The sequence below is a fragment of the Bacillus sp. FSL M8-0350 genome (assembly GCF_038593345.1).
GTDB lineage: Bacteria > Bacillota > Bacilli > Bacillales > Bacillaceae > Bacillus > Bacillus safensis.
Map to the genome: position 1 here is coordinate 2,816,682 of NZ_CP151985.1, position 21,688 is coordinate 2,838,369.

The following is a 21,688-nucleotide window of genomic DNA, read 5'->3' on the forward strand; positions in this document are numbered from 1 at the left end:
CGTCTACAATCATATCAACAGATCATATTTTCATAGGTGATGCTGATCAAAACGTTACATAAAACATAAGAAAATGATCCTAATCTCAGAAAATGATTATTGACAAACCTACCAGATTTTTGGATTAATAAATTAAGGGGAAAAGATTGTTTTGTTTGAAATGGGGGGTTTTATGAAAAGAAGGCAGTACAAATTTTATTACAAGCTAGTGACGTTTTTTTTCATACTTAGTACGATTCCTGTTATCATTGTCGGCATTTTTTCTTATCAGCATTCGCAAAAAACAGCACTTGAAAATATCTCAAATGAAAAGCTCGACAGCGTTAAACAAACGCAATCCAATATTGAGCATATTTTAAAAACTGTTGATCATTCTCTCACTCACTATGTCAGTTCGCCGCCTCTCCTTCAAACACTGGCAGAACCTTTAAATCCAGACCAATTTCAGCTTTATAATCAAGTACAGCAGGAACTGAACTACCTGCAAACCTTTGACACCGATCTTTCCAATATTACACTCGTCAGTAAAATGGAAGACTGGTACATGAACAATTCGGGGCTTTATCATGTCACAAGCGAAGACCAAGAAAAAGCGCTGACCTCTTACCTCAATATACCAAGTCACTCCAGCTGGGCACTTGAAGAGAATAATCCACTTGTTGCGACAAAAGAAGGAAAAGCATCCTTTTGTAAGTACAATGTGAATTTAATCAAACAACTGCCTATGAACAGCGTTCAAAAAAAGGGAATCGCTGTCGCCAGCATTCCAAGCTGCGTAATTGCTGATAACATGCCTGACTTCTCTCAATCAGATAGTATGTTTGTGATCGATACCAACGGAAAAGTGCTGCTACATAACCGCAAAGAACAAATTGGTGAGTCGCTGAAACATCAGGATTTCGTCAAACATGTGCTCTCACTTGAAAAACGATCAGGGCAATTTGATATGAAGATCGACGAACTCAACTATCAAATCACATTTCAAAAATCAGATTATAATGAATGGACGTACCTATCCTTCGTTTCTATTCCAGAGCTTAAACAGCAAACGAAATCAATTGGGTGGATTACCTTTATTATCTGCACCATTTTGTTAGCGCTTTCATTACTATTTTCATGGTTTGGTTCCAGACACTTTTATAAACCAATCCGCTTATTATACGAGTCATTTGCACGTAATGAATCATTTTTGCAAAAACAGCCTTTTCAAAATGAATTTGAGTTGATTGAATCGAGTATTAAACAAATGAAGGATCAAAACAATGATTTAGAGGAACGGATTGAGCAGCAAGTGACACACTTACAGCAATACTTTATGGTACGGCTGCTGCTTGGAAAGCTGACAGATGAAGAAGTTAACAACCGGTTCCAAAGCTTAGGCTTTCCTCAGGGCTGGTCTCATTTGTCTATGCTTGTGACCCAAATCGATACGTTAAAAGGAACACCTTATGAAAAAAAAGATGCTGACTTGCTTTTATTTGCGATCAATGGACTGATCGAGCAGATTATTCCGCAAGAGGAGCACCTTCAGCCAACCGTTGTCAATCAGCATCAAACGACGATTATCCTCAACCACTCAAAGTCAGATGAAGAGTTTACTGAATATTTAAATCAATTAGCAGAAAGCATTCAGCAGCGTATTGAAGAAGAGCTCGGTTTATCGATCAGCATTGGGATCAGCCGCCAGTTTAAGGAACTCACGATGGCAAAACATGCTTACATTGAAGGAAAAGAAGCCTTAAAATACAGACTCAAAGCAGAGAAAAAGTCCATTATCTTATATGAGCATATCCAGCAAGGAAAGACGTTCAAAACCCATTTTCCAAAGCAGCTGCAGCATGATTTATTTGATGCGATGAAAGCTGGCGATCAAGGCAAAGCAGATCACTATTTACATGTGCTCCTGCAATCCATTTTTTCTAAAAATGCAGGACCGCACGAATACCATATCGCCCTCGCTCGTTTCTTAAACAATTTAATTGAGCTGATGCATTTGCTGGGCATTGAATTATTTGAGGTTGAAGATAACAAAATGCTCTATGATACGATTTTTGAATTTAAAACCTTTGAAGATACGGAAGCATGGCTGAAACATGAAATTATTCGGCCAATTATTGACCAGCTTGCTGCACGTGAAGACTCACAATACAAAAACATCTCAGAAAAAATCATTCATATCATTCATCAAGAATTCGACTCAGATCTCACATTGGATGAAATCGCCACACGTCTCCATTACAATCCAAATTATTTAAGCAGTATTTTCAGAAAGGAAATGGATATCTCCTTTAGTGAATATCTCTCTTCCTACAGACACCATGTCGCTAAAAACTGGCTTGTAGAAACCGATATGTCCGTCAAAGAAATTTCGGAAAAACTGAAATATAAAAACCCGCAAAATTTCATCCGATCCTTTAAAAAGCTGGAAGGTACAACTCCTGGGAAATACCGCGACCAGAAAAAAGGCATGTAAGACAAAGAGTCCCGCTCTCACAAGAAAGCGGGACTCTTTTATTTAAACTGTTCATTTAAGATGCTGTCTTCCAGCACGGAAAGCGGCTCTCCATACACACGTTCAATATGAGCTGCCCCCCAATCGCATAGCGCATTGAGAATTCTTTCGAGCGACTGTCCGTATTCACTTAATTCATATTCCACTTTAGGCGGCACCTGTTCATAGACGATCCGGTTAATGACCCCATCACTTTCAAGCTCTCTCAGCTGCTGCGTGAGCATTTTTTGTGTGATGTTTGGCATGAGCCGCTTCAATTCGCTCGTCCGTTTTTTCCCGTGTGTCAAATGACATAAAATCACACACTTCCACTTCCCGCCTATGACCTCAAGCGTTGCTTCCACAGAGATATTATATTTTTTCTTTTCCATCGAATGTTCACTCCTCTTTGTACGAACAGGCACTTTTTAGTACCTATATTACAAAAAAGTACGTACTTTTTTTTTCGTCATCTATGTTAGATAATAACTCTTGCCGGTCGGCTTCGTCTATCAAAATGTCATCACAGAAGGATGTGAACTTACTTATGAAGAAAAAGCAAAACCATTTTGCTCTTCTCGCACTAGCGATTAGTGCTTTTGCTATAGGAACAACTGAGTTCATTAGTGTCGGTCTTTTGCCAATGATCTCAGAGGACTTTGGAGTGAGCGTCAGTCAGGCAGGCTGGACTGTCTCTTTATATGCACTTGGTGTGACATTTGGCGCGCCTATATTGACTTCCCTTACTTCCACGATGAAAAGAAAGACATTGCTTTTGCTCATTATGCTCGTCTTTTTGATTGGTAATACACTTGCCACCATTGCCCCGACTTTTTCAGTGCTGTTAATCGGCCGGGTGATTTCAGCCTTGTCCCATGGAATCTTCATGTCTATCGGCTCTACGATTGCTGCAAGCCTTGTCGTGAAAGAAAAACGGGCAAGCGCGATTGCCTTTATGTTCACTGGTTTAACAGTAGCGACTGTGACAGGTGTGCCATTCGGGACATTTCTTGGTCACGAGCTCGGCTGGCGGACATCATTTGGTGTGATTGTGATCATTGGTCTGATCGCACTGATAACCAACTATTTTCTTGTGCCGTCTCAATTAAAGCAGGGGGTGAAAACATCTTTTAAAGATCAAGCTGTTCTATTAAAAACAAAAAGAATTTTGCTTTTATTCGTCATTACAGCCACAGGGTATGGAGGAACCTTTGTCGTCTTCACGTATTTATCTCCTCTCTTGCAGCATGTGACAGGTCTTGCGCCTGGGGCTGTGGCCTTGATCCTGCTTTTATACGGAATCACGATCGCAGCCGGAAATGTCATTGGCGGAAAAGCTGCTAATGAACAGCCAATGAAAGCACTGATCTATATGTTTATCATCCAAAGCATTATCTTGTTTATCCTTAGCTTCACTGCTGGATTCACAGTGTTAGGCATTGGAACCGTCATGCTGATGGGACTGTTTGCTTTCATGAATGTACCTGGGCTGCAAGTAGCCGTCGTTGATTTTGCAGAAAGATACACACCCGGAGCGGTCGACGTCGCATCTGCTATGAATATCGCTGCCTTTAATGCCGGTATTGCCATTGGCTCATTTTTAGGAGGCATCGTGACAGATACACTTGGTCTTGTGCATACAGGCTGGGTCGGCGGCATCATGGTCCTCATCGCAGCCATTCTTACGATGATCAGTTATCAAATGGAACAAAAAGAACAAACACAAACCATTTAAAGGAGTTTTTATGATGGAACATTTACAAAGTACAAAAACATTAAACAATGGGGTCCTCATGCCAGGCTTTGGCCTTGGTGTATTCAAGGTGGAAGATGGAGCAGAATTAGTTGATGCTGTCAAAACAGCCATTCAATTAGGCTATCGCAGTATTGATACTGCGGCTATTTATGGAAATGAAGAAGGTGTTGGACGAGGCATACAGCTTGGTTTAGCAGAAACAGGACTGCGCCGCGAGGATATCTTTGTCACATCAAAAGTGTGGAATGCCGATTTAGGATATGAATCTACCCTAAATGCATACGAAGAAAGCTTAAAAAAGCTTCAGCTTGACTACCTTGATCTGTATTTAATCCATTGGCCGGTTGAAGGAAAATACAAAGAAGCTTGGCGTGCACTGGAAACCTTGTATCGTGAAGGAAAGGTCAGATCCATCGGAGTGAGCAACTTCCAGCCGCATCACCTGGACGAACTATTAAAAGATGCAGACATCAAACCAGCGATCAACCAAGTAGAATTTCATCCAAAACTAACGCAGGAAACACTCTCTACGTATTTGAACTCTCATGGCATTCAAATGGAAGCTTGGTCACCGCTGATGCAGGGTGAACTGCTGCATCACCCGCTGATCACAGAGCTCGCAGACACATATGGTAAAACACCTGCTCAAATTATTTTGCGCTGGGATGTACAAAAAGGTGTCATCACCATCCCAAAATCAACGAAAGCACATCGTTTAAAGGAAAACGCTGATATATTTGATTTTGTCTTATCTGATGAAGATATGAAACGTCTTTCTGACTTAAATGAAAACAAACGTATCGGTCCAGATCCAGATAACTTCGACTTTTAATGAAAACACCCCCGCTTTTTTGCTTTGCGGGGGTGTTCCTATTGGTCATTTTGATTTTTTAAAGGAAGCTTCATATTCTTCTATGATTTTATTCCCACCATTGGATTTCCACTTCTCTACATCCTTCTGAAATTGATCTTCACTGATGTCTCCAAGAATGAACTTATACGTCGCATCATCGATGATTTTCTTCAATTCGTTTCCACGCTCTGATGCTGTTTCTGAATACAGGCTTTCAGCAGGATTGGCAACGATGATGTTTTGATTGTCTTCTTCTAGCTCTTCATATTTAGAACGAACTGCATCCCCTTTATTTTTCAAGTAACGTTTATCAATTCCTACAAGACTGACAAGCGGCTGTACATCTGTCTGCCAGCTTTTCACTTGGCTTTCTTCCCTGACAAATGTATTTCCTTCTTCTTTCTTATAATGCTGGCCATCTATACCGTACGTCATGAGACCATATACATCTTCTTCGGCAATGCGGTCAAAGAAGGCCAAAATCCGCTTTAATTCTGCCTCTGATTTCACGCTTGTTTTAGGGAATGCGAAGATGCCATTATGCCCCCCTGATGCCCACACACGTTCTTTGCCATCTGGGCCCTTGATTCGGTTGATAATATCTACTTTCATGTTTTTATCTGTCGCATCATCTCTCAGGTTCACGGCATCTACCATATTTCCAACATAGATGCCTGCTTTTCCTTGTGAGAATAATTCCTGCTGCTGTGTTTTGCTTGTCACTGGGAAGTCTTTGTTAATATAGCCATTGTCGCGCAGCTTTTTCATGTATTTCATTGTATTCATGTACTCATCTGTCATAAAGTCTGGCGTGAATTTCCCGTTTTCTTCTTTCCAGTCTGTGGGCATTCCTTCATATGAACCAAGTGTTTTAAATGCGCCATAAATTAAATCGTTCCGATCCGTAAAGCCAATTGTATCCGCTTTTCCATTTTGATTCGGGTCTTTTTCAGTAAAGGCTTTGGCTACTTCATATAGATCATCCAATGTTTTTGGTGTATCCAAATTTAAATTTTCAAGCCAATCCTTTCGAATGACAATCCCTTGTCTTGAAAGTGGTCTTTCTCTATAGATGCCATAAAGCTTCCCGTCTATAGAGGCGTTTTTATTAATCAATTCGTTCATCTTACTTAAATTTGGATAATCCTTTAAATACGGACCGACTTCCCAAAACATGCCTGATCTGAACGCATTAATCGCAGACGAATTTTTAATGTCTTGAATCGTCACAATTTGCGGCAAATTCCCTGCTGCAAGTGCGGAATTTAACCGATCTTCCTTCACAGCATCAGGCACCCATGTAATATCAAGCTCTGTATTTGTGAGCTTCTCAATCTCTTTTAAAACGGAATCCTTCGGCGGCTGCTGATGATATAAAATCGCCATCCATGTCAGCTTTACCTTTTTGTCTAAATCAACCTTCTCATCTGATGAGTTTGCCCCTTTACTTGAACACGCTGACAGAATACCGCTTGCTGCAAATAACAGGACAAACGCAAGCAGCCATAATTTCTTTCTCCCCATAAAATCCCTCCGTTGTTCCATCTTTTTAACCCTTTACAGAACCTAGTAATGCCCCTTTGTTGAAATGCTTTTGAATAAATGGATAAACAAGCAGAACCGGAATGGTTGCCACAACGATCACAGCCATTTTAATCGTCTGGTCTGGCGGTGGTGTGGATGAGCCCATATCCGACATATCTCCCTGCATTCCGCTTGAGACAATGACAATCTGTCTCAGAAGCACCTGAATCGGCCACTTCACTGAATCATTTAAATACAGAATGGCAGTCATGTACGTATTCCAATACGTCACGGCATAAAAAAGTGAAATGGTTGCAATGGCTGGCAAAGAAAGTGGGAGCACAATTTTAAAGAAAATCCCTAAATCGTTACAGCCGTCCATCTTCGCTGATTCCTCAAGACTTGCCGGTATGTTTTGAAAGAAATTTTTCAAAATGATTAAATTGAACGCATTGATTGCAACCGGTAGAATAAGTGACCAATACGTATCAAGCAGACCAAGTGTTTTCACCACAATAAACGTCGGAATCATCCCTCCGCTAAACAGCATCGTGAAAACAACGAGAAACATCAGTGTTCTCCGGCCTTTTAGCTCCTGGCGAGACAGACCGTATGCCATAAGCGAGGACAAAAACATGCTGACAGCTGTTCCAACGAGCGTCACAAGAATGGACACAATGAGGCTGCGATACACAATATCTGTAGAAAAAATATATCGATATGCCTCTAGAGAAAACGTCGTCGGGAACAAGATAAACTTCTTCGTGATGACCTCTTCTACTGTTGCAAAAGAGGCGGCAATGACATGGATGAACGGAAGCACACATATTAATGCGAACATGAGTAGAAAAGAGTAATTAAATAAATTGAACAATCGGCCTTTAATAGAACGATCTATGTTCATCACGCCCTTTCTTTGAAAGCGTTATCATTTCATCTGAAAGTAAGCTGCAGCCTGTGACGATATCGTGATTAAAATGTAACAAACGGGGGAAGAAAGCGTCTATAATCATTTTGACAGACCAACTGGATAGATCATATCAGCCGTGCTTTTATGCTCATGAAACAAAAGAATAAGATCATTAGCTCATGACATGATTATGCCCTATGCTTGATCATTGTCTCCGAGGATCTCCGTCGTATTGACATCTGGTTCATAGCCTAACTCCTGCTTCGTTTTCTCAGTAGACCAGGGCTTTTCTTCATTCTCTGATACAGCATAATAGGTCCCAAAGGAGATATTCGTTTCAATCGCTGCCTTTATCATACCTGCAAGATCTTCATGTGACAGCAGTGTTCTTTTTGTTCTTTGTTTTTTGTGTAATGCCGTCATCTCATCTGTTACAACTGTTCCAATTCTTAAATTGATGACAGACATTCCCGATTGATCGTGGAACAAACGTCCCAGCTGTTCGGAAGCAAACTTTAATATGCCATAGACATTTTTAGTCGCAGGCACATCGTCAGTTGTAATCTGCCGCCCAAGTAAGGAGCGTCCATCCTCTTCATAACGATCCGTCACATGGTTGCTGCTTGCAAAAATGACTTTTCGTATGCCAAGCCTCGCGGCTGAACGAAACATATAATAGGTACTCCTCCAAAAAATATCAGTCATTTTTGCAAATTCTTCATGATCCATCACATCATGCGTCATGTCCATGTTTAGAAGATGCAAGATGACATCTGTATCCCGCGGAATTGCCTCATATACATTCTGTTCATTCGCTGCATCGGCTAAAATGACTCCTTCTACACAGCTCGTTAGATCAATAATCGTGACGCTGTACTCATCAGAGAGCGCTTTTGTTAAAAGACGTCCAATCACACCGCATCCGCCAATGATGGTGATTCTTTTCATCTGTCTCCTCCTTTCTTTTGACGTAGTATGTCCAAGCGTTTCTTGATTACAGCCACTTTTTCAAAAATCGTGTCGCCTCGTGACGCATAGCGGCTGTTTCAAAATGACCTGCATGAAGACGGGTAAGCTGATATCGTTCTTTCAATGAAGCAGCTTCATAGGTTTGACTCAATACCTTTTGAATCCTTTCAATGCCTTCAGCAGGCGTGAGCTGATCAAGTTTTCCAACTAAGCTTAAATGCGGTCTTGGAAAAATCATTTCTTGAATGTCCGCTGCTGTAAAATGCTTCGCCAAGCTCGGTACATAGTAATAAAAGCCATGTCTGTCCAAATTGTTCGTTTCAATTAATGTATGATGGTCCACCTGTGCACAAAGGTCAATACACACACTGACCCTCTCATCAAGTGCAGCCGTCCACCAGGAAAGAAGACCGCCCATTGACATCCCAAAGACAGCTAACCTGTCCGCCAGCACATCAGATCGAGACAGCAAATAATCAATCGCACACATACTTTCATACAGCATCATGCCCCACATCACTTTTCCTGTTAAAAGCATTTCCTTAAAAATTTCACTTTCTGTTCTACCTCTTCTCTCACCAAACCCTGCATGATCAATGGCCAGTACACTATATCCTTTAGACGTAAACTCTTTTGCATATGAAGGCGTTTGCAAATAATGAGCACCTTTTAACAGCTCGTCCTTCCCATTCACGTAATTCCCGCCATGTGAATGCTGGAACAGTACAACGGGTCTTTTTTTCACCGTATCCTTCGGTTTCACGAAATAAGCAGGGACTTCCTCTTCACCATTCATGGAGAGAATGAGAGTTTCCACTACATATGATTCACGTTCTTCCATTTTTAACGTATAATCCTCCACGCGATGACGTTCTGGCATTTCTCCTAACAGACTGAGCAGTTGTTCACGTTTGCTTTCCTTTTCCATTGACGTCACTCCTCATTTTCTTGATCACCTGTTAAAATACGAGACCGATGCGGGAATCACCTTGTTTTCGACAAAATTATGTCCCGGGAAATAAAGAACACCCACCGGTTCATACCGATGGGTGTCATCATTAGTTCGCAACAATATTGACAAGCTTCCCAGGAACTGCAATCACTTTACGAATGGTTTTCCCTTCAAGCTGTTCTTTTACACGTGCATCATTTTTCGCGAGCTCTTCTAACTGCTCCCTTGTTGCATCAGCAGGAACGGTTAATTTTGCTTTTACTTTACCGTTAAGCTGTACGACAATTTCTACTTCATCGTCGACAAGTTTTGACTCATCATATTGAGGCCATGCTTCATAAGAAATAGACCCTTCATGACCAAGTTTATTCCAAAGCTCTTCTGCTAAATGCGGTGCAATTGGAGAAAGAAGCTTTACAAAGCCTTCTGCATATTCTTTCGGCAGTGTATCAGCTTTATAGGCATCGTTGATAAACACCATTAATTGTGAAATTCCTGTATTGAAACGCAAGCCTTCATAATGATCCGTTACCTTCATGACTGTTTCATGATAGCTGCGTTCTAATGCGCCGCCAGACCGCTCTGTCACTTTATCACTGAGTGAGCCATCTTCATTTGTAAAGAGACGCCATACACGATCAAGGAAACGACGAGCGCCATCAAGTCCTGTTTCAGACCAAGCAATTGACGCATCTAAAGGTCCCATGAACATTTCATAAAGTCGTAATGTATCCGCACCATGAGATTCTACGATATCATCCGGGTTGACCACATTTCCTTTTGATTTACTCATTTTTTCATTGTTTTCCCCAAGAATCATACCTTGATTGAACAATTTCATGAAAGGTTCTTTTGTTGGAACAACACCGATATCATACAAGAACTTATGCCAGAAGCGTGCATATAGAAGATGCAGTACAGCGTGTTCTGCTCCGCCGATATACACATCAACTGGAAGCCATTTCTTCAGCTTCTCAGGAGAGGCAAGCTCTTCTGTGTTATGAGGATCAATATAACGTAAGAAATACCAGCAGCTGCCTGCCCATTGCGGCATTGTATTCGTTTCGCGGCGGCCTTTTTTACCTGTAACAGGATCTACAACCTCAACCCAGTCTTTAATATTGGCTAATGGTGATTCACCTGTACCACTTGGCTTAATCTCTGTCGTCTTAGGCAAGATCAGTGGAAGCTCTTCTTCTGAAACAGCTGAAGATGTTCCGTCCTCCCAATGAATGATTGGAATCGGCTCACCCCAGTAGCGCTGACGGCTGAACAGCCAGTCTCTTAAACGATATGTGACTTTCTTTTCACCTTTTTGATGTTCTTCAAGCCATGCAATCGCTTTTTCAATCGCTTCTTCTTTTCCTAAGCCATTTAGGAAATCAGAGTTAATGTGCTTTCCATCACCTGTGTAGGCTTCTTTTTCAATGTCTCCGCCTTCTACAACTTCTTTAATTGGAAGATCAAAGGTTTTGGCGAATTCATAGTCACGTTCATCATGGGCAGGAACCGCCATAATGGCTCCAGTTCCATAAGTCGCCAGCACGTAATCGGCAATCCAGATCGGCATCTTTTCACCATTTAAAGGATTGATGGCATACGCTCCTGTGAAAATACCTGTCTTCGTTTTAGCAAGATCTGTCCGCTCTAAGTCACTCTTTGATTGAATCTCTTTGATATACGCTTTGACAGCTTCTTTTTGAGCATCAGATGTAATTTTTTCAACAAGTGCATGCTCTGGTGCAAGCACTGCATATGTTGCGCCAAATAGTGTATCAGGACGCGTTGTGAAAACCGTAAACTGTTCGTCATGTCCTTCTACTTCAAAATGAACGTGCGCTCCTTCAGAGCGTCCGATCCAGTTACGCTGCATATCTTTGATGCTTTCAGGCCAATCAATGTCCTCTAAATCTTCTAACAGCCTGTCCGCATATGCTGTAATCTTTAGCATCCACTGCTTCATAGGACGTCTTTCAACAGGATGGCCTCCGCGTTCACTTTTTCCATCAATGACTTCTTCATTTGCAAGCACTGTGCCAAGCGCTGGGCACCAGTTCACTGGTACTTCATCGATATAGGCCAATCCTTTTTCGTACAATTTTAAGAAAATCCATTGTGTCCATTTGTAGTAATTCGGATCTGTCGTGTTGATTTCTCGATCCCAATCATACGAGAACCCTAGTGATTGAATTTGGCGGCGGAAGTTATTGATGTTCTCTTCTGTAAAGGCTGCCGGGTCATTTCCTGTATCAAGTGCATACTGTTCTGCCGGGAGCCCAAATGCGTCCCACCCCATTGGATGAAGAACATCATATCCCTGCATACGTTTCATGCGTGATAGAATATCCGTTGCTGTATAGCCCTCAGGGTGCCCGACATGAAGCCCTGCTCCTGATGGATATGGAAACATATCAAGTGCATAAAACTTCGGTTTATCTTCCGAGTCAGATGTGGCGAATGTTTTATGTGTCAGCCAATAATCCTGCCACTTCTTTTCAATTTCCCGATGCTGAAAACTCAATGTGAAAACCTCCTTTAATATGTACGGCTTTATCTGCTTAGATGACCACTGCAAGAATTCAGATTTTTCTAAAATCAACAAAAAACCCTCATCCCTGGAAAGGGACGAGAGATTTTTTGGTTCCCGCGGTACCACCCTTGTTAGCGTAACATGCTGTTCGTACGCTCACTTAATATCTTTAACGCAGACATGCGACAGAAGCTTTAACGCAACTGCAACTCTGAGGCGAGTTCAGAAGCAGATTTGATTGACTTTCACCAGCCGTCAATTCTCTAAAGACAAATACTGCTTTCCTACTACTCCTCTTCACTGTTCTTATCGTAACCGTCATCTAAGTAGTATTTTATAGAATTATGATCATAAGTGCAAGCAGGTTTGTATACAATGGGAATGTACCCTAGACTAGGGTAAAGTAGAGGATATTATTCGTGTGGAGATCGGTTATGACGGTTGGAGCCTGCATCCTGTGAACGTTCTTCTCTCACAAAATCGAAGCTTCGCAGAACTGCTTCTCCTCCGTAACCTGAAATAATGGATAAGATGATCAAGTGCAGACTAGATTCGGGATTTGAGGATAAGACAAGCAGTGTAGCGGCAATCATCCCAACGAGCCAATCTTCAATAAACCCTAAGTAAATAAACTTTTTTGTCATTCTGGGCTTCTCTAGCCTGCCTTTTTTCTTTACGTGACCGAGAATGCCCATGACCCCTCCAATGGCGCAAGCAATAATGACTTGTTGCAGCATTTTCATCACCTTCCTAAAGCCCTTAGAATAGTAAAGCGACTTCAGGCTGTCCAGCCCCCTGTAATGCCATTCTGCTGTTCCGTCATAATCCATGTAAAAGGTCTATTCTCTCTAACGAAGAAAAAAAGCTTGTTTCTTCCATTATATGTGAATGACCTAAAAACAATCTTGATGCATTGGAATCATTTTCACCTAATCCATATTAACTATTTTTGTCATTTTATGAATGATGAGTAATTGATTCCTTCTTTTTCTAATGAAAAGTCTCCTTACTTACTCTATTCTAATGGAGGACAAACTATGATGACAAATTTAACAAAGCGTTTGCAATCGTTGAAACAGAACATATGTTATGTTACGTTTAAAAGGATTCATTTGGTTGAAAAGACAACCATTTGATATGTCTTATAGCAGCAAAGGAGGGTAATATGGTCAGCTCGAACATTTTCGGCTTGCAAAAACAGCTTGAACTCATCAAAAAAGCGCTGGATCATGCGCGGATCGGTGTTGTCATTACAGACCCTTCCTTAGAGGATAACCCTATCGTTTATGTGAATCACGGCTTTACACAAATGACTGGATACAAACCAGATGAGATTCTTGGTCGTAATTGTCGATTCCTTCAAGGAAAAGACACGGATCAAAAGCAGCTAGCTTTAATTCGTCATGGAATTCAAAACAAAACACCTATTACCACACAGCTAAAAAATTATAAAAAAGACGGCACTTTTTTTTGGAATGAACTCAATATAGATCCTCTATACATTGAACAAGATGACAAAACATTTTTCATTGGTTTTCAAAAGGATATTACGAAACAGAAAGAATATGAACAGCTCCTAGAAGATTCCTTACAGGAAGTCACCTCTCTTTCGACGCCAATCGTCCCAATCAAAAATGGTGTATCTGCTCTTCCGCTTATCGGAAAATTATCTGAAGAACGCTTTGATGCCATTGTCGCTAAGTTAACCTGTATATTAGATGATTCAAAGGATGATTATTTAATTGTCGACCTTTCTGGTTTAATCGAGGTCGATGATTCCGTCGCAGCACGTATTTTCAAACTGCATCATCTTCTCAATCTAACTGGAACCGAACTGATCATCACTGGGATTAAGCCGCAGCTTGCGCTGAAAATGAAAGACCTCGATACAGATTTCCAGAATACGATCACTTATTTGACAGTAAAAGAAGCCATAAAAGGATTACCATTAGCTGAAAACCCTGTGTAAACAGGGTTTTTCAGATTGTTGACAAAGGGCTAAAATGATCTTTATTTTAGCCCTTTGTCTTCTATTCAGCGTGATAGAAAACCTTTGCAGTCTAGGAAGGGCGAGCACCGGAGCGGAGCGAATTCGACATTCGTGAGCACCGGAGCGCAGACCTGACAACCAATGCGAGGGTTTGTCTACACGCTGGAAAACCCTGTGTAAACAGGTTTTTTTTAATTGAACCGCTCCCCAAAATGGAAAAATGAGGTATGATAGGTGTAAATAGCAATTTAGGGGGGCTGTTAGATATGTTGTTACTCATATTAGGTCTTTTATGTGTTTGTTTTGCCATCGGATATGCTGTCAATTTCTTCTTACTCAAACGCAAGAACGAGCTGATTTTTTCAAAGAAACTTTTTTATCCATTTTTGATCATTGGTCTCTTCTTTTCCATTATGTCATTACCGCTTACTGCTGGAAATGCGCCAAAGGCACAAGCCGATCCATCTTCCGAACAGCTGTTAAAGGATCAAAAGGAACTCTCATCTGACATTTCGCGCTTAAAAGCTGATAAAGAGTCGCTTACCTCCTCTTTAGAAGATGCAGAGAAGGAAAAAGAAAAGCTGGAAAAGAAGCTAGAAACCATCACCTCAGAAAAAGAAACGGTCAAACAGCAAGAGAAGACCATTCAATCGCTTGAAGAGAAAATAGACAAGCTCACCTCCAGTAATGAAACACTCAAACAAGAAATCAAGAATAGCAGCAGCGATACGAAGTCTTCCACCGTCCAGCGCTCCGCACCTAAAGATGAAGGAAAAAGCACAGGCGGTCATGAATCACAAAAGGAAACAAAAAAAGAATCGGCTGCCTGTAACATTAAAGGGAGTGTCAATGGTATTTACCACACACCAAGCAGCAGATACTACTCTAGAACAAAGAATGTAACCAAAATGTTCTGCTCAGTAGAAGAAGCAGAGCGTGCCGGATACAGGGCACCTAAGCAATAGCAATGTTTAATTAAGATAAAAAAGAACCTCCTGAGCGCCCAATCGGGTTTACAGGAGGTTCTTTTTTAGATTTCTCTTCTTAAAGCTGCTAATACATTCGTTTTTGTTGCCTTACGTGCCGGGTTAAGCCCTGAAATGATCGCTACCCCTGCGCTGATCACAGTCGCTGTAATGACAAGGCTGAGTGGAATATAGGAAAAAGTAATCGAGAATTGATCGCTTGATCCTCCCTCAGACATGGACGACAAAATGGCTGGGATGATTAAATTAACGGCGAAACTAATCAAATATGAGATGATAATACCGATGATTGATCCGATGACTCCAATATAAGCACTTTCCATTAGGAACATCCGCTTGATAATGGATGGATTTGCGCCAATGGCTTTCATAATCCCAATCTCTTGTGTTCGCTCTGTTACCGCCATGGTCATCGTATTGAAAATACCGATGGCAGAAATAATGACTGCAATACATCCGACAAAAATGAGTCCAATTTTGAAGACCGTAAAGAACATATCCATTCCTTCAAGCTGGTTCGTCACAGAGATGACTTGATAGCCCTCATCTGTCAGTTTATTCGTGAGCGTACCGACATTGTCGAATTTATCTGCATAAACAGAAGTCATTTTCTCGACATTTCCTGCTTCAGGAGACAGGTCGAGTATTTGACCAAATTCTTTTTCATAAGCATTCGGAATCAGAATTTTATGATCCTCCTGCCACTCCAAATTCGGCTTTTTCAAAACACCTACTACACGGAAATCAAATGTTTTTTCTTTAACGACTTCCCCTTCTTCATTTAGTTTTGGCACTTTGATTTGAATCACTTTATTTAAAATATCCTTCGTGTAGCCTTTTGGCTCCTTCGGTGTTTCTTCCCCATTTGACGTCTGGTTTAATTCTTTTTCATAGGCTTCGCGTTCTTTTTTTGTCCACAGTTGCTGCGCCATATGATACCCAACCACAATTTCGTTCGCTGATGTGGGGACTTTTCCTCGGTCTAGCTCAAGTCCTGCTTCTTTTTCTTCTTTCATATCAGTCAAAGCAGCCTGCGTTTCACTTGAACGGTTATCGAGCTCGACGTTAACCGATGGATTGATCGCCGTTCTTGAGACGACAGATTTCACATGATCATATTTCTTTAAATCATCAATCTTAACGTCTCCTTTTTCTTTTCCTAACACTTTAATTTCTGTGATGATTTGCTGTTTCATAATTTCATCTTGAGCTGATTTTTGCAAACCAAAACCAACAGACGCTAGAACGATTAAGAAAGAGCATGCCATTGTCGTCGCAAGAATGGTCATAAACACACGCAATCTATTTTTCTTCATATTTCTTCTAATGAATTTGACCTGATCTCTAAATTTCAATGGATTGTTCCCCTTTCTTTAATACACCGTCGTGAAGCTGGAACGTTGTGTCTGCGATTGAAGCGACTTCATCGTCATGTGTAATGATGACAAATGTAATTCCTTTTTCGCGATTGAGCTGCTGGATAAAGGCTAAAATTTCTCCTTCAGTTTCTGAATCCAGACTACCTGTTGGTTCATCCGCTAAAATAATAGATGGATTTAAAATCAAGGCTCTTGCAATACTCACACGCTGCTGCTGTCCGCCTGACAGCTCATTTGGGTAATGTCCTGCATGATGTTCGAGTCCTACTCGCTTCAGCATTTCTTTTACTTTCGCCTTTCGTTCAGACGGCTTCACCCCTTTTAAAGTAAGCGGAAGTTCAACATTCTCATACGTTGTTAAGCTCCCGATCAACTGAAAGCTTTGAAAGATAAAGCCAAAGTGATCTAAGCGAAAGTCTGCCCATTCTTTTTCATTAAAGCCGGTCACATCGGTGCCATCAATGACAATTTTTCCGCTCGTTGGCGTAATATAGCCTGATATTAAGTTCAATAAAGTCGATTTCCCCGAACCACTTCGTCCAACAATACAAGCAATATCGCCTCTTTTGATGGACAGGTCAATCCCTTTCAGCACAGGAATTTCATTTTCCCTGCCCTTTTTACCAATTTTAAATACATGATCTAATGCTTGAATCTGAATCATCTCTACTCCCCTGCTCTCTGTTTATCTTTTTCTATAGATTAAGAAATAACTCGTTAAGGCGCCTACGACTCCACCGATGAGCATGCCAACGATATAACCAAATATGGAATTATCTGAAGAAAAACCAAACCATCCAAACCCTAGAACACCGAAGACGATGACCATAATCTGAATAGGTCTATCCATACTTGAGTAAAGGAAGAAGCGGCCATTTCTTTCAATTGGATGTTTTATAAAGCTAATTAAGCCAATTAGATAAAACAGAACCACCATGACAATAGGTATAATGATTTTTTCGCCTGAGAACCAAAGAGGATAATCAGATCGGAAAGGTTCATCTATAATATAGTTGATTGGAGATATAGGCGATATCAAATAAGCGAAGCTCTTATCTAACCAACTCCCACTTGTCTTGATGATAAAATCTACATGAACAAGCGGTAATCCGATCACTAAAAAGGGTAAAATAGCTGTGCTGAACCCAACGATTGCTTGCGCAATGGAACTTCCGGTTAAAGTACCCGCTGCAAAAAATAAACTATAAAACATCAAGGAGGACACAAGCGAAATGATATAAACGCTATGAAAGCCAGGTGTCTCTAGTGGGTCAAGTCCTAAAATAAGTAAATAAGTAAGAACATAAGAAACGGCATGAGCGACTGCAATGATTCCAGCACCTAAGAAAAACTTTGTGTGATAGATTGTACTCCTGCTAAATGGTAAGGATAAGGTAAAATCCATCTGCCCTTTATTTCTCTCAAATCCAAGCTGCATGACAGCAAAGAAAATTCCCATTAGCCATGAAAGGGAGAGGAAAGGATCCGTCTTAAAGATATAAGAAAAACGTGGTGCATCCGTAATACATTCTGTATCGTTTAGGCACGTTTGAAAAGACGAATATTCCATTAAGAATGCAAAGGGCGTCGCAAGCGCAGCAACAATCATCACTAAAATGAATGTCAGCTCAGATTGCTTCCACTCCTTATATAATAATTGCCGCTTTACCATCTGCGTTTCCCTCCAAACTTCGCAATGAACACTTCTTCTAAATTCACAGGCAGTTCATGCCATACTTTTGGCTTCAGTGACTTCAAGTACTCTTTAGCTTCTTCATCGGTTTTTAGAACAAGCGCTGTATAGAAAACGCCCGCTTGATCCAAAATCGCAACGCCATTTTTTCGAATACTTAAGTTCATATCTTCTTCAAAGGCCATTTGGATTTTGACATAGTCATTCTTTAATTCATCTAAATCCATGACACTTGTGAGCTGATTTCCTTCTAAAAATCCAATTCGATTACACATGCGCTCAATATCCTCTAAGCGGTGAGATGTAATTAAAATCGTTGTTTGTCGTTCTGCCACCTCGTCAATCATCAGCTGAAGAACGTCATTTCTTGTGACGGCATCAATACCATCAGTCGGCTCATCTAATAAAATGACCGCTGGTTTGATGGCAAAGCTTAAAATTAATGACAGCTGTTTCTTTAACCCTGTTGACAACTCACGATACTTCACTTTTTCCGGAATTTCATAGCGGTTCACAAGCTCATTGGCATAGGTCACATCAAACTTTGGATATATATGCTTTAACAGCTGGACAAGCTGTCCGTAATTGTATCTGTCAAAGTAAGGATTCACGACCGGCATGAATACAATATTTTGCTTTACTAAAGGGTGGTCTTTCACCAGCACATCTTTAAAATAAATCTCTCCTTCATCCGGAAGAAGAATTTGCTGAATCAATCTGAGAAGTGTTGTTTTCCCCGAGCCATTACGGCCAAGCAGACCGAAGATCTCACCTTCGCCTATTTTGAAGGAAACGTCGCTGAGTACTTCGCGTCCATTTAATTTCTTTGATACATTTCTAACCTCAATCAACTTGTTTTCCTCCTTTTAGACTTGAGCCGATCTCTTCCAGCCATTCCTTGAGCTGATGAATATCAATACCAGCATGATGAGCTTCTATGATGAGTTGTCTTAACTGTTCTTTCATCTGGAGCACCTTCCCTTCATTCAGCTTTAACTGAGCACCTTCTGTTACATACGTACCGCGGCCCCGCAGAGTTTCAATAATCCCTTCCCGCTCTAGCTCTTTATACGCTTTACTGACGGTGTTTGGGTTGGCAATGATAATGGTGGCGAGCTCTCTGACAGAGGGCAGTTTGTCACCTGGCTTCATCACGCCTTTTAAACATAAAATTTTGAGCTGCTCAATGATTTGTTCATATATTGGCGCAGCGCTTCTTGGATCTATTTGAATCATGATGACTCCCTCTTTCCTCATTCATGCTTTTGCAGTCCTATCGCTTGTTCATGTCCTTGCATTAAAGGAACTGAATTGGGTATCAAATCTTTTTGAACTTCAAAACCAATGAAAACAAGAACGAAAAAAAATGTACATGCTAACGCAACAGCCAGCACCATCCACTTCAAATTAATTGGGTTTTTTTCTTTTTTCATGGTTGAACACCTTTCTTCACTTTAAGTGTCTGTAGTGTATTAGTTGATGTAGTACACTTAATACAATATAGACACCCAGCATAAAAGTCAATAACTTATTAAGAAAATAAAAAACAGACCCTTAAAAGAAGGATCTGTTCATCATTCATTATCGTAAGAAATCCCTAAAATCATTTGATTTTGTAAGCTCTGAATTTGAACACGTGCCCTGTCTAATCGTTCTCTTTGCTGGTCATTGGCGACATCTTTTAATTTTTCTAATTCGTTGACCGTATTCTCAAGCATGAGCTGTGCTTTAGAAAACTCTTCCTCATTATAATGTTCCTGACGTGAACTCAAATCAAATTGTTCACTTGCAAACTCAAGGGTTTCCGTACTTTTTTGAATAAATTCATCAATCGACTGCCTTGTTGCCATCTTACATTCCCTCCATTTCATCATCGCTCCCGCCTATTTTGCCCATGTAAAGCTTTTTCACTAAAGAAAATGTTGGACAGATTCAATTGTCCTCCTTCGTGATTTTTGTTAAACTTTAAGGATGCCTATTATTATGCAAGGAGGTTACTGACTTGGATCAGCATAACCCTTTTTTATATTCAAACAGCGAAAAACGTTATCACACGTGGAACTACCATTTGCGTGAACACTTTGGTCATAAAGTATTTAAAGTAGCCTTAGACGGCGGCTTTGACTGCCCAAACCGTGATGGTACTGTAGCCCACGGCGGCTGTACATTTTGCAGTGCCGCTGGATCTGGTGATTTTGCAGGAAACCGGGCTGATGATCTCATCACTCAATTTAACGAAATCAAAGACCGGATGCATACAAAATGGAAAGACGGAAAATACATGGCGTATTTCCAGGCGTATACAAACACACACGCGCCGCTTCCTGTCCTAAAAGAAAAATATGAAACCGTCATGAATCTGGATGGTGTCGTAGGTCTATCCATTGCAACAAGACCTGACTGTCTGCCGGATGACGTAGTGGAGTATTTAGCCGAATTAAACGAACGCACTTACCTATGGGTAGAGCTTGGTCTTCAAACGGTACACGAACGGACAGCTATGCTCATTAACCGTGCTCATGATTATGAATGCTACGTTGAAGGTGTAGAAAAACTGAGAAAACACGGAATTCGTGTCTGCTCACATATCATCAATGGATTGCCTCTTGAAAACCGAGACATGATGATGGAAACAGCAAAAGCTGTTGCGGATTTAGATGTGCAGGGAATTAAAATTCATTTGCTTCACCTTTTAAAAGGGACTCCAATGGTCAAGCAATATGAAAAAGGAAAGCTTGAGTTTTTAAGCCAGGAGGAATATGTTCAGCTTGTTTGTGATCAGCTGGAGATTCTGCCGCCAGAAATGATTATTCACCGTATTACAGGGGACGGCCCAATTGAATTAATGGTTGGTCCAATGTGGAGTGTTAACAAGTGGGAAGTGCTCAATGCCATTAATGCTGAGCTCGAAAGACGTAACAGCTACCAAGGGAAACGTTTCGTCAGATTGGAAGAAGCAGCTAAATGATTTTGAAACGCATGCTTCCTTTTAGTAAAGAGCTGTTAGAACGCGCTTGTCAAAAAGGCGACATCGTCATAGATGCAACAATGGGCAACGGCCATGATACACTCTATTTAGCGGACCTTGTAGGAACTGAAGGTCAAGTGTTTGCATTCGACGTGCAAGAGGAAGCCTTGCAGCAGACAAGCAAAAGGCTTGGCGGTCAATATCCTTACGTTCACCTCATCCATGATGGACATGAAAAACTGGCGGATCATCTTCCGAAGGATGTTTATGGACATATATCTAGTGCAGTGTTTAACCTTGGGTATCTGCCTGGAGGCGATAAAGCCGTCACCACTCAGGCTCATACAACCATTGAAGCCATCAAGCAGCTCCTCGAATGGCTCAAACCCGGAGGACTGATCGTCCTTGTGATCTACCATGGACATCCCGAAGGTAAAAGAGAAAAAGAAGTGCTTCTCGACTATTGCAGATCACTCCCTCATGAAGAGGTACAAGTTTTATCATATCAATACATGAATATTCAAAACGACCCGCCTTTTGTGGTCGCCATTGAAAAAAAGCTAAAATGATGTGCATTTTAGCTTTTTTCTTCTTTTCAGCGTGATAGAAAACCTTTGCAGTCTAGGAACGGGCGAGCACCGGAACGGAGCGAATTCGACATTCGTGAGTACCGGCGCGCAGACCTGA

21 protein-coding genes and 1 other annotated feature are annotated in these 21,688 nt (G+C 41.0%); of the genes, 7 read left to right on the forward strand and 14 right to left on the reverse strand.

What is annotated here, in order from left to right; all coding sequences use genetic code 11:
* Positions 1-172 precede the first annotated feature (172 nt).
* Positions 173-2,473, forward strand: a complete 2,301-nt coding sequence (locus tag NSS80_RS14715) for a helix-turn-helix domain-containing protein (RefSeq protein WP_034280716.1) — start codon at positions 173-175, stop codon at positions 2,471-2,473.
* Between the two features lie 38 nt (positions 2,474-2,511).
* Here NSS80_RS14715 and NSS80_RS14720 read toward each other — a convergent pair whose 3' ends face one another.
* The gene (locus NSS80_RS14720; RefSeq protein ID WP_003217763.1) at positions 2,512-2,883 is read right to left on the reverse strand and encodes a winged helix-turn-helix transcriptional regulator; all 372 of its coding nucleotides are present in this window, start codon (positions 2,881-2,883) and stop codon (positions 2,512-2,514) included.
* A gap of 155 nt (positions 2,884-3,038) precedes the next feature.
* Here NSS80_RS14720 and NSS80_RS14725 point away from each other — a divergent pair, with 155 nt between their 5' ends.
* Entirely contained in the window at positions 3,039-4,226 is a 1,188-nt protein-coding gene (locus tag NSS80_RS14725; RefSeq protein ID WP_335370751.1) for an MFS transporter, read from the forward strand.
* 10 nt (positions 4,227-4,236) lie between these two features.
* Positions 4,237-5,079 (forward strand): aldo/keto reductase, encoded by an 843-nt coding sequence (locus NSS80_RS14730; RefSeq protein ID WP_041114934.1) that lies wholly within the window; start codon positions 4,237-4,239, stop codon positions 5,077-5,079.
* Between the two features lie 45 nt (positions 5,080-5,124).
* Here the strand turns inward: NSS80_RS14730 and NSS80_RS14735 are convergent, their stop codons facing one another.
* The 6 genes from NSS80_RS14735 to NSS80_RS14760 form a co-directional block, all read right to left on the reverse strand.
* Positions 5,125-6,624 (reverse strand): extracellular solute-binding protein, encoded by a 1,500-nt coding sequence (locus NSS80_RS14735; protein WP_041114932.1) that lies wholly within the window; start codon positions 6,622-6,624, stop codon positions 5,125-5,127.
* Positions 6,625-6,649: 25 nt separating this feature from the next.
* Positions 6,650-7,510 carry a carbohydrate ABC transporter permease gene (locus tag NSS80_RS14740; RefSeq protein ID WP_087976618.1) on the reverse strand — a complete coding sequence of 287 codons (861 nt, stop codon included), beginning with the start codon at positions 7,508-7,510 and terminating at the stop codon, positions 6,650-6,652.
* A 219-nt stretch (positions 7,511-7,729) separates the two neighbouring features.
* Positions 7,730-8,482 (reverse strand): NAD(P)-dependent oxidoreductase, encoded by a 753-nt coding sequence (locus NSS80_RS14745; RefSeq protein ID WP_041114930.1) that lies wholly within the window; start codon positions 8,480-8,482, stop codon positions 7,730-7,732.
* A 46-nt stretch (positions 8,483-8,528) separates the two neighbouring features.
* Positions 8,529-9,431, reverse strand: a complete 903-nt coding sequence (locus NSS80_RS14750; protein WP_041114928.1) for a dienelactone hydrolase family protein — start codon at positions 9,429-9,431, stop codon at positions 8,529-8,531.
* 130 nt (positions 9,432-9,561) lie between these two features.
* Positions 9,562-11,976 carry a leucine--tRNA ligase gene (leuS, locus tag NSS80_RS14755; RefSeq protein WP_041114927.1) on the reverse strand — a complete coding sequence of 805 codons (2,415 nt, stop codon included), beginning with the start codon at positions 11,974-11,976 and terminating at the stop codon, positions 9,562-9,564.
* 97 nt (positions 11,977-12,073) lie between these two features.
* Positions 12,074-12,295: a binding site (T-box leader), on the reverse strand.
* A gap of 103 nt (positions 12,296-12,398) precedes the next feature.
* Positions 12,399-12,728, reverse strand: coding sequence for a DUF4257 domain-containing protein (locus NSS80_RS14760; protein WP_008343006.1), 330 nt, complete (start codon positions 12,726-12,728; stop codon positions 12,399-12,401).
* Positions 12,729-13,150: 422 nt separating this feature from the next.
* On the opposite strand from NSS80_RS14760, the gene NSS80_RS14765 reads away from it, so the two are divergent.
* Both NSS80_RS14765 and NSS80_RS14770 read left to right on the forward strand, forming a co-directional pair.
* Positions 13,151-13,954, forward strand: coding sequence for an STAS domain-containing protein (locus NSS80_RS14765; RefSeq protein WP_024426208.1), 804 nt, complete (start codon positions 13,151-13,153; stop codon positions 13,952-13,954).
* Between the two features lie 287 nt (positions 13,955-14,241).
* Positions 14,242-14,940 (forward strand): hypothetical protein, encoded by a 699-nt coding sequence (locus NSS80_RS14770; RefSeq protein ID WP_041114925.1) that lies wholly within the window; start codon positions 14,242-14,244, stop codon positions 14,938-14,940.
* A 65-nt stretch (positions 14,941-15,005) separates the two neighbouring features.
* Here NSS80_RS14770 and NSS80_RS14775 read toward each other — a convergent pair whose 3' ends face one another.
* From NSS80_RS14775 to NSS80_RS14805, 7 genes are all read right to left on the reverse strand, one after another.
* Positions 15,006-16,316 (reverse strand): ABC transporter permease, encoded by a 1,311-nt coding sequence (locus NSS80_RS14775; RefSeq protein ID WP_024424896.1) that lies wholly within the window; start codon positions 16,314-16,316, stop codon positions 15,006-15,008.
* Positions 16,306-17,004 (reverse strand): ABC transporter ATP-binding protein, encoded by a 699-nt coding sequence (locus tag NSS80_RS14780; RefSeq protein ID WP_024424897.1) that lies wholly within the window; start codon positions 17,002-17,004, stop codon positions 16,306-16,308. Before NSS80_RS14780 ends, NSS80_RS14775 begins: the two co-directional genes overlap by 11 nt.
* A 21-nt stretch (positions 17,005-17,025) precedes the next feature.
* The gene (locus NSS80_RS14785) at positions 17,026-18,012 is read right to left on the reverse strand and encodes an ABC transporter permease subunit (protein ID WP_041114923.1); all 987 of its coding nucleotides are present in this window, start codon (positions 18,010-18,012) and stop codon (positions 17,026-17,028) included.
* Positions 18,006-18,884 carry an ABC transporter ATP-binding protein gene (locus NSS80_RS14790; protein WP_024426211.1) on the reverse strand — a complete coding sequence of 293 codons (879 nt, stop codon included), beginning with the start codon at positions 18,882-18,884 and terminating at the stop codon, positions 18,006-18,008. The genes NSS80_RS14785 and NSS80_RS14790 overlap by 7 nt, the downstream gene beginning before the upstream one ends.
* Entirely contained in the window at positions 18,877-19,269 is a 393-nt protein-coding gene (locus NSS80_RS14795) for a GntR family transcriptional regulator (RefSeq protein WP_024426212.1), read from the reverse strand. Before NSS80_RS14795 ends, NSS80_RS14790 begins: the two co-directional genes overlap by 8 nt.
* Before the next feature lie 17 nt (positions 19,270-19,286).
* The gene (locus tag NSS80_RS14800; protein WP_024426213.1) at positions 19,287-19,466 is read right to left on the reverse strand and encodes a hypothetical protein; all 180 of its coding nucleotides are present in this window, start codon (positions 19,464-19,466) and stop codon (positions 19,287-19,289) included.
* Between the two features lie 141 nt (positions 19,467-19,607).
* Complete coding sequence (locus tag NSS80_RS14805; protein WP_024426214.1) at positions 19,608-19,883, reverse strand: YtzC family protein; 276 nt, start codon at positions 19,881-19,883, stop codon at positions 19,608-19,610.
* Between the two features lie 152 nt (positions 19,884-20,035).
* Between NSS80_RS14805 and NSS80_RS14810 the strand changes: the two genes are divergently transcribed.
* Together NSS80_RS14810 and NSS80_RS14815 are read left to right on the forward strand one after the other, a co-directional pair.
* On the forward strand, positions 20,036-21,001 hold the full coding sequence (locus NSS80_RS14810; RefSeq protein ID WP_017358356.1) for a TIGR01212 family radical SAM protein: 966 nt from the start codon (positions 20,036-20,038) through the stop codon (positions 20,999-21,001).
* Positions 20,998-21,570 carry a class I SAM-dependent methyltransferase gene (locus NSS80_RS14815; protein WP_317221876.1) on the forward strand — a complete coding sequence of 191 codons (573 nt, stop codon included), beginning with the start codon at positions 20,998-21,000 and terminating at the stop codon, positions 21,568-21,570. Before NSS80_RS14810 ends, NSS80_RS14815 begins: the two co-directional genes overlap by 4 nt.
* Positions 21,571-21,688: the final 118 nt, after the last annotated feature.

Excerpts from the sequence above, each read along its gene's own strand:
- NSS80_RS14730 (WP_041114934.1), top strand. The coding sequence starts at position 4,237 with ATGATGGAACATTTACAAAGTACAAAAACATTAAACAATGGGGTCCTC.
- NSS80_RS14770 (WP_041114925.1), top strand. The coding sequence starts at position 14,242 with ATGTTGTTACTCATATTAGGTCTTTTATGTGTTTGTTTTGCCATCGGA.
- NSS80_RS14765 (WP_024426208.1), top strand. The coding sequence starts at position 13,151 with ATGGTCAGCTCGAACATTTTCGGCTTGCAAAAACAGCTTGAACTCATC.
- NSS80_RS14760 (WP_008343006.1), bottom strand. The coding sequence starts at position 12,728 with ATGAAAATGCTGCAACAAGTCATTATTGCTTGCGCCATTGGAGGGGTC.
- NSS80_RS14780 (WP_024424897.1), bottom strand. The coding sequence starts at position 17,004 with ATGATTCAGATTCAAGCATTAGATCATGTATTTAAAATTGGTAAAAAG.
- NSS80_RS14715 (WP_034280716.1), top strand. The coding sequence starts at position 173 with ATGAAAAGAAGGCAGTACAAATTTTATTACAAGCTAGTGACGTTTTTT.
- NSS80_RS14735 (WP_041114932.1), bottom strand. The coding sequence starts at position 6,624 with ATGGGGAGAAAGAAATTATGGCTGCTTGCGTTTGTCCTGTTATTTGCA.
- NSS80_RS14785 (WP_041114923.1), bottom strand. The coding sequence starts at position 18,012 with ATGGTAAAGCGGCAATTATTATATAAGGAGTGGAAGCAATCTGAGCTG.
- NSS80_RS14800 (WP_024426213.1), bottom strand. The coding sequence starts at position 19,466 with ATGAAAAAAGAAAAAAACCCAATTAATTTGAAGTGGATGGTGCTGGCT.
- NSS80_RS14805 (WP_024426214.1), bottom strand. The coding sequence starts at position 19,883 with ATGGCAACAAGGCAGTCGATTGATGAATTTATTCAAAAAAGTACGGAA.
- NSS80_RS14725 (WP_335370751.1), top strand. The coding sequence starts at position 3,039 with ATGAAGAAAAAGCAAAACCATTTTGCTCTTCTCGCACTAGCGATTAGT.
- NSS80_RS14750 (WP_041114928.1), bottom strand. The coding sequence starts at position 9,431 with ATGGAAAAGGAAAGCAAACGTGAACAACTGCTCAGTCTGTTAGGAGAA.
- NSS80_RS14720 (WP_003217763.1), bottom strand. The coding sequence starts at position 2,883 with ATGGAAAAGAAAAAATATAATATCTCTGTGGAAGCAACGCTTGAGGTC.
- NSS80_RS14815 (WP_317221876.1), top strand. The coding sequence starts at position 20,998 with ATGATTTTGAAACGCATGCTTCCTTTTAGTAAAGAGCTGTTAGAACGC.
- NSS80_RS14745 (WP_041114930.1), bottom strand. The coding sequence starts at position 8,482 with ATGAAAAGAATCACCATCATTGGCGGATGCGGTGTGATTGGACGTCTT.
- NSS80_RS14795 (WP_024426212.1), bottom strand. The coding sequence starts at position 19,269 with ATGATTCAAATAGATCCAAGAAGCGCTGCGCCAATATATGAACAAATC.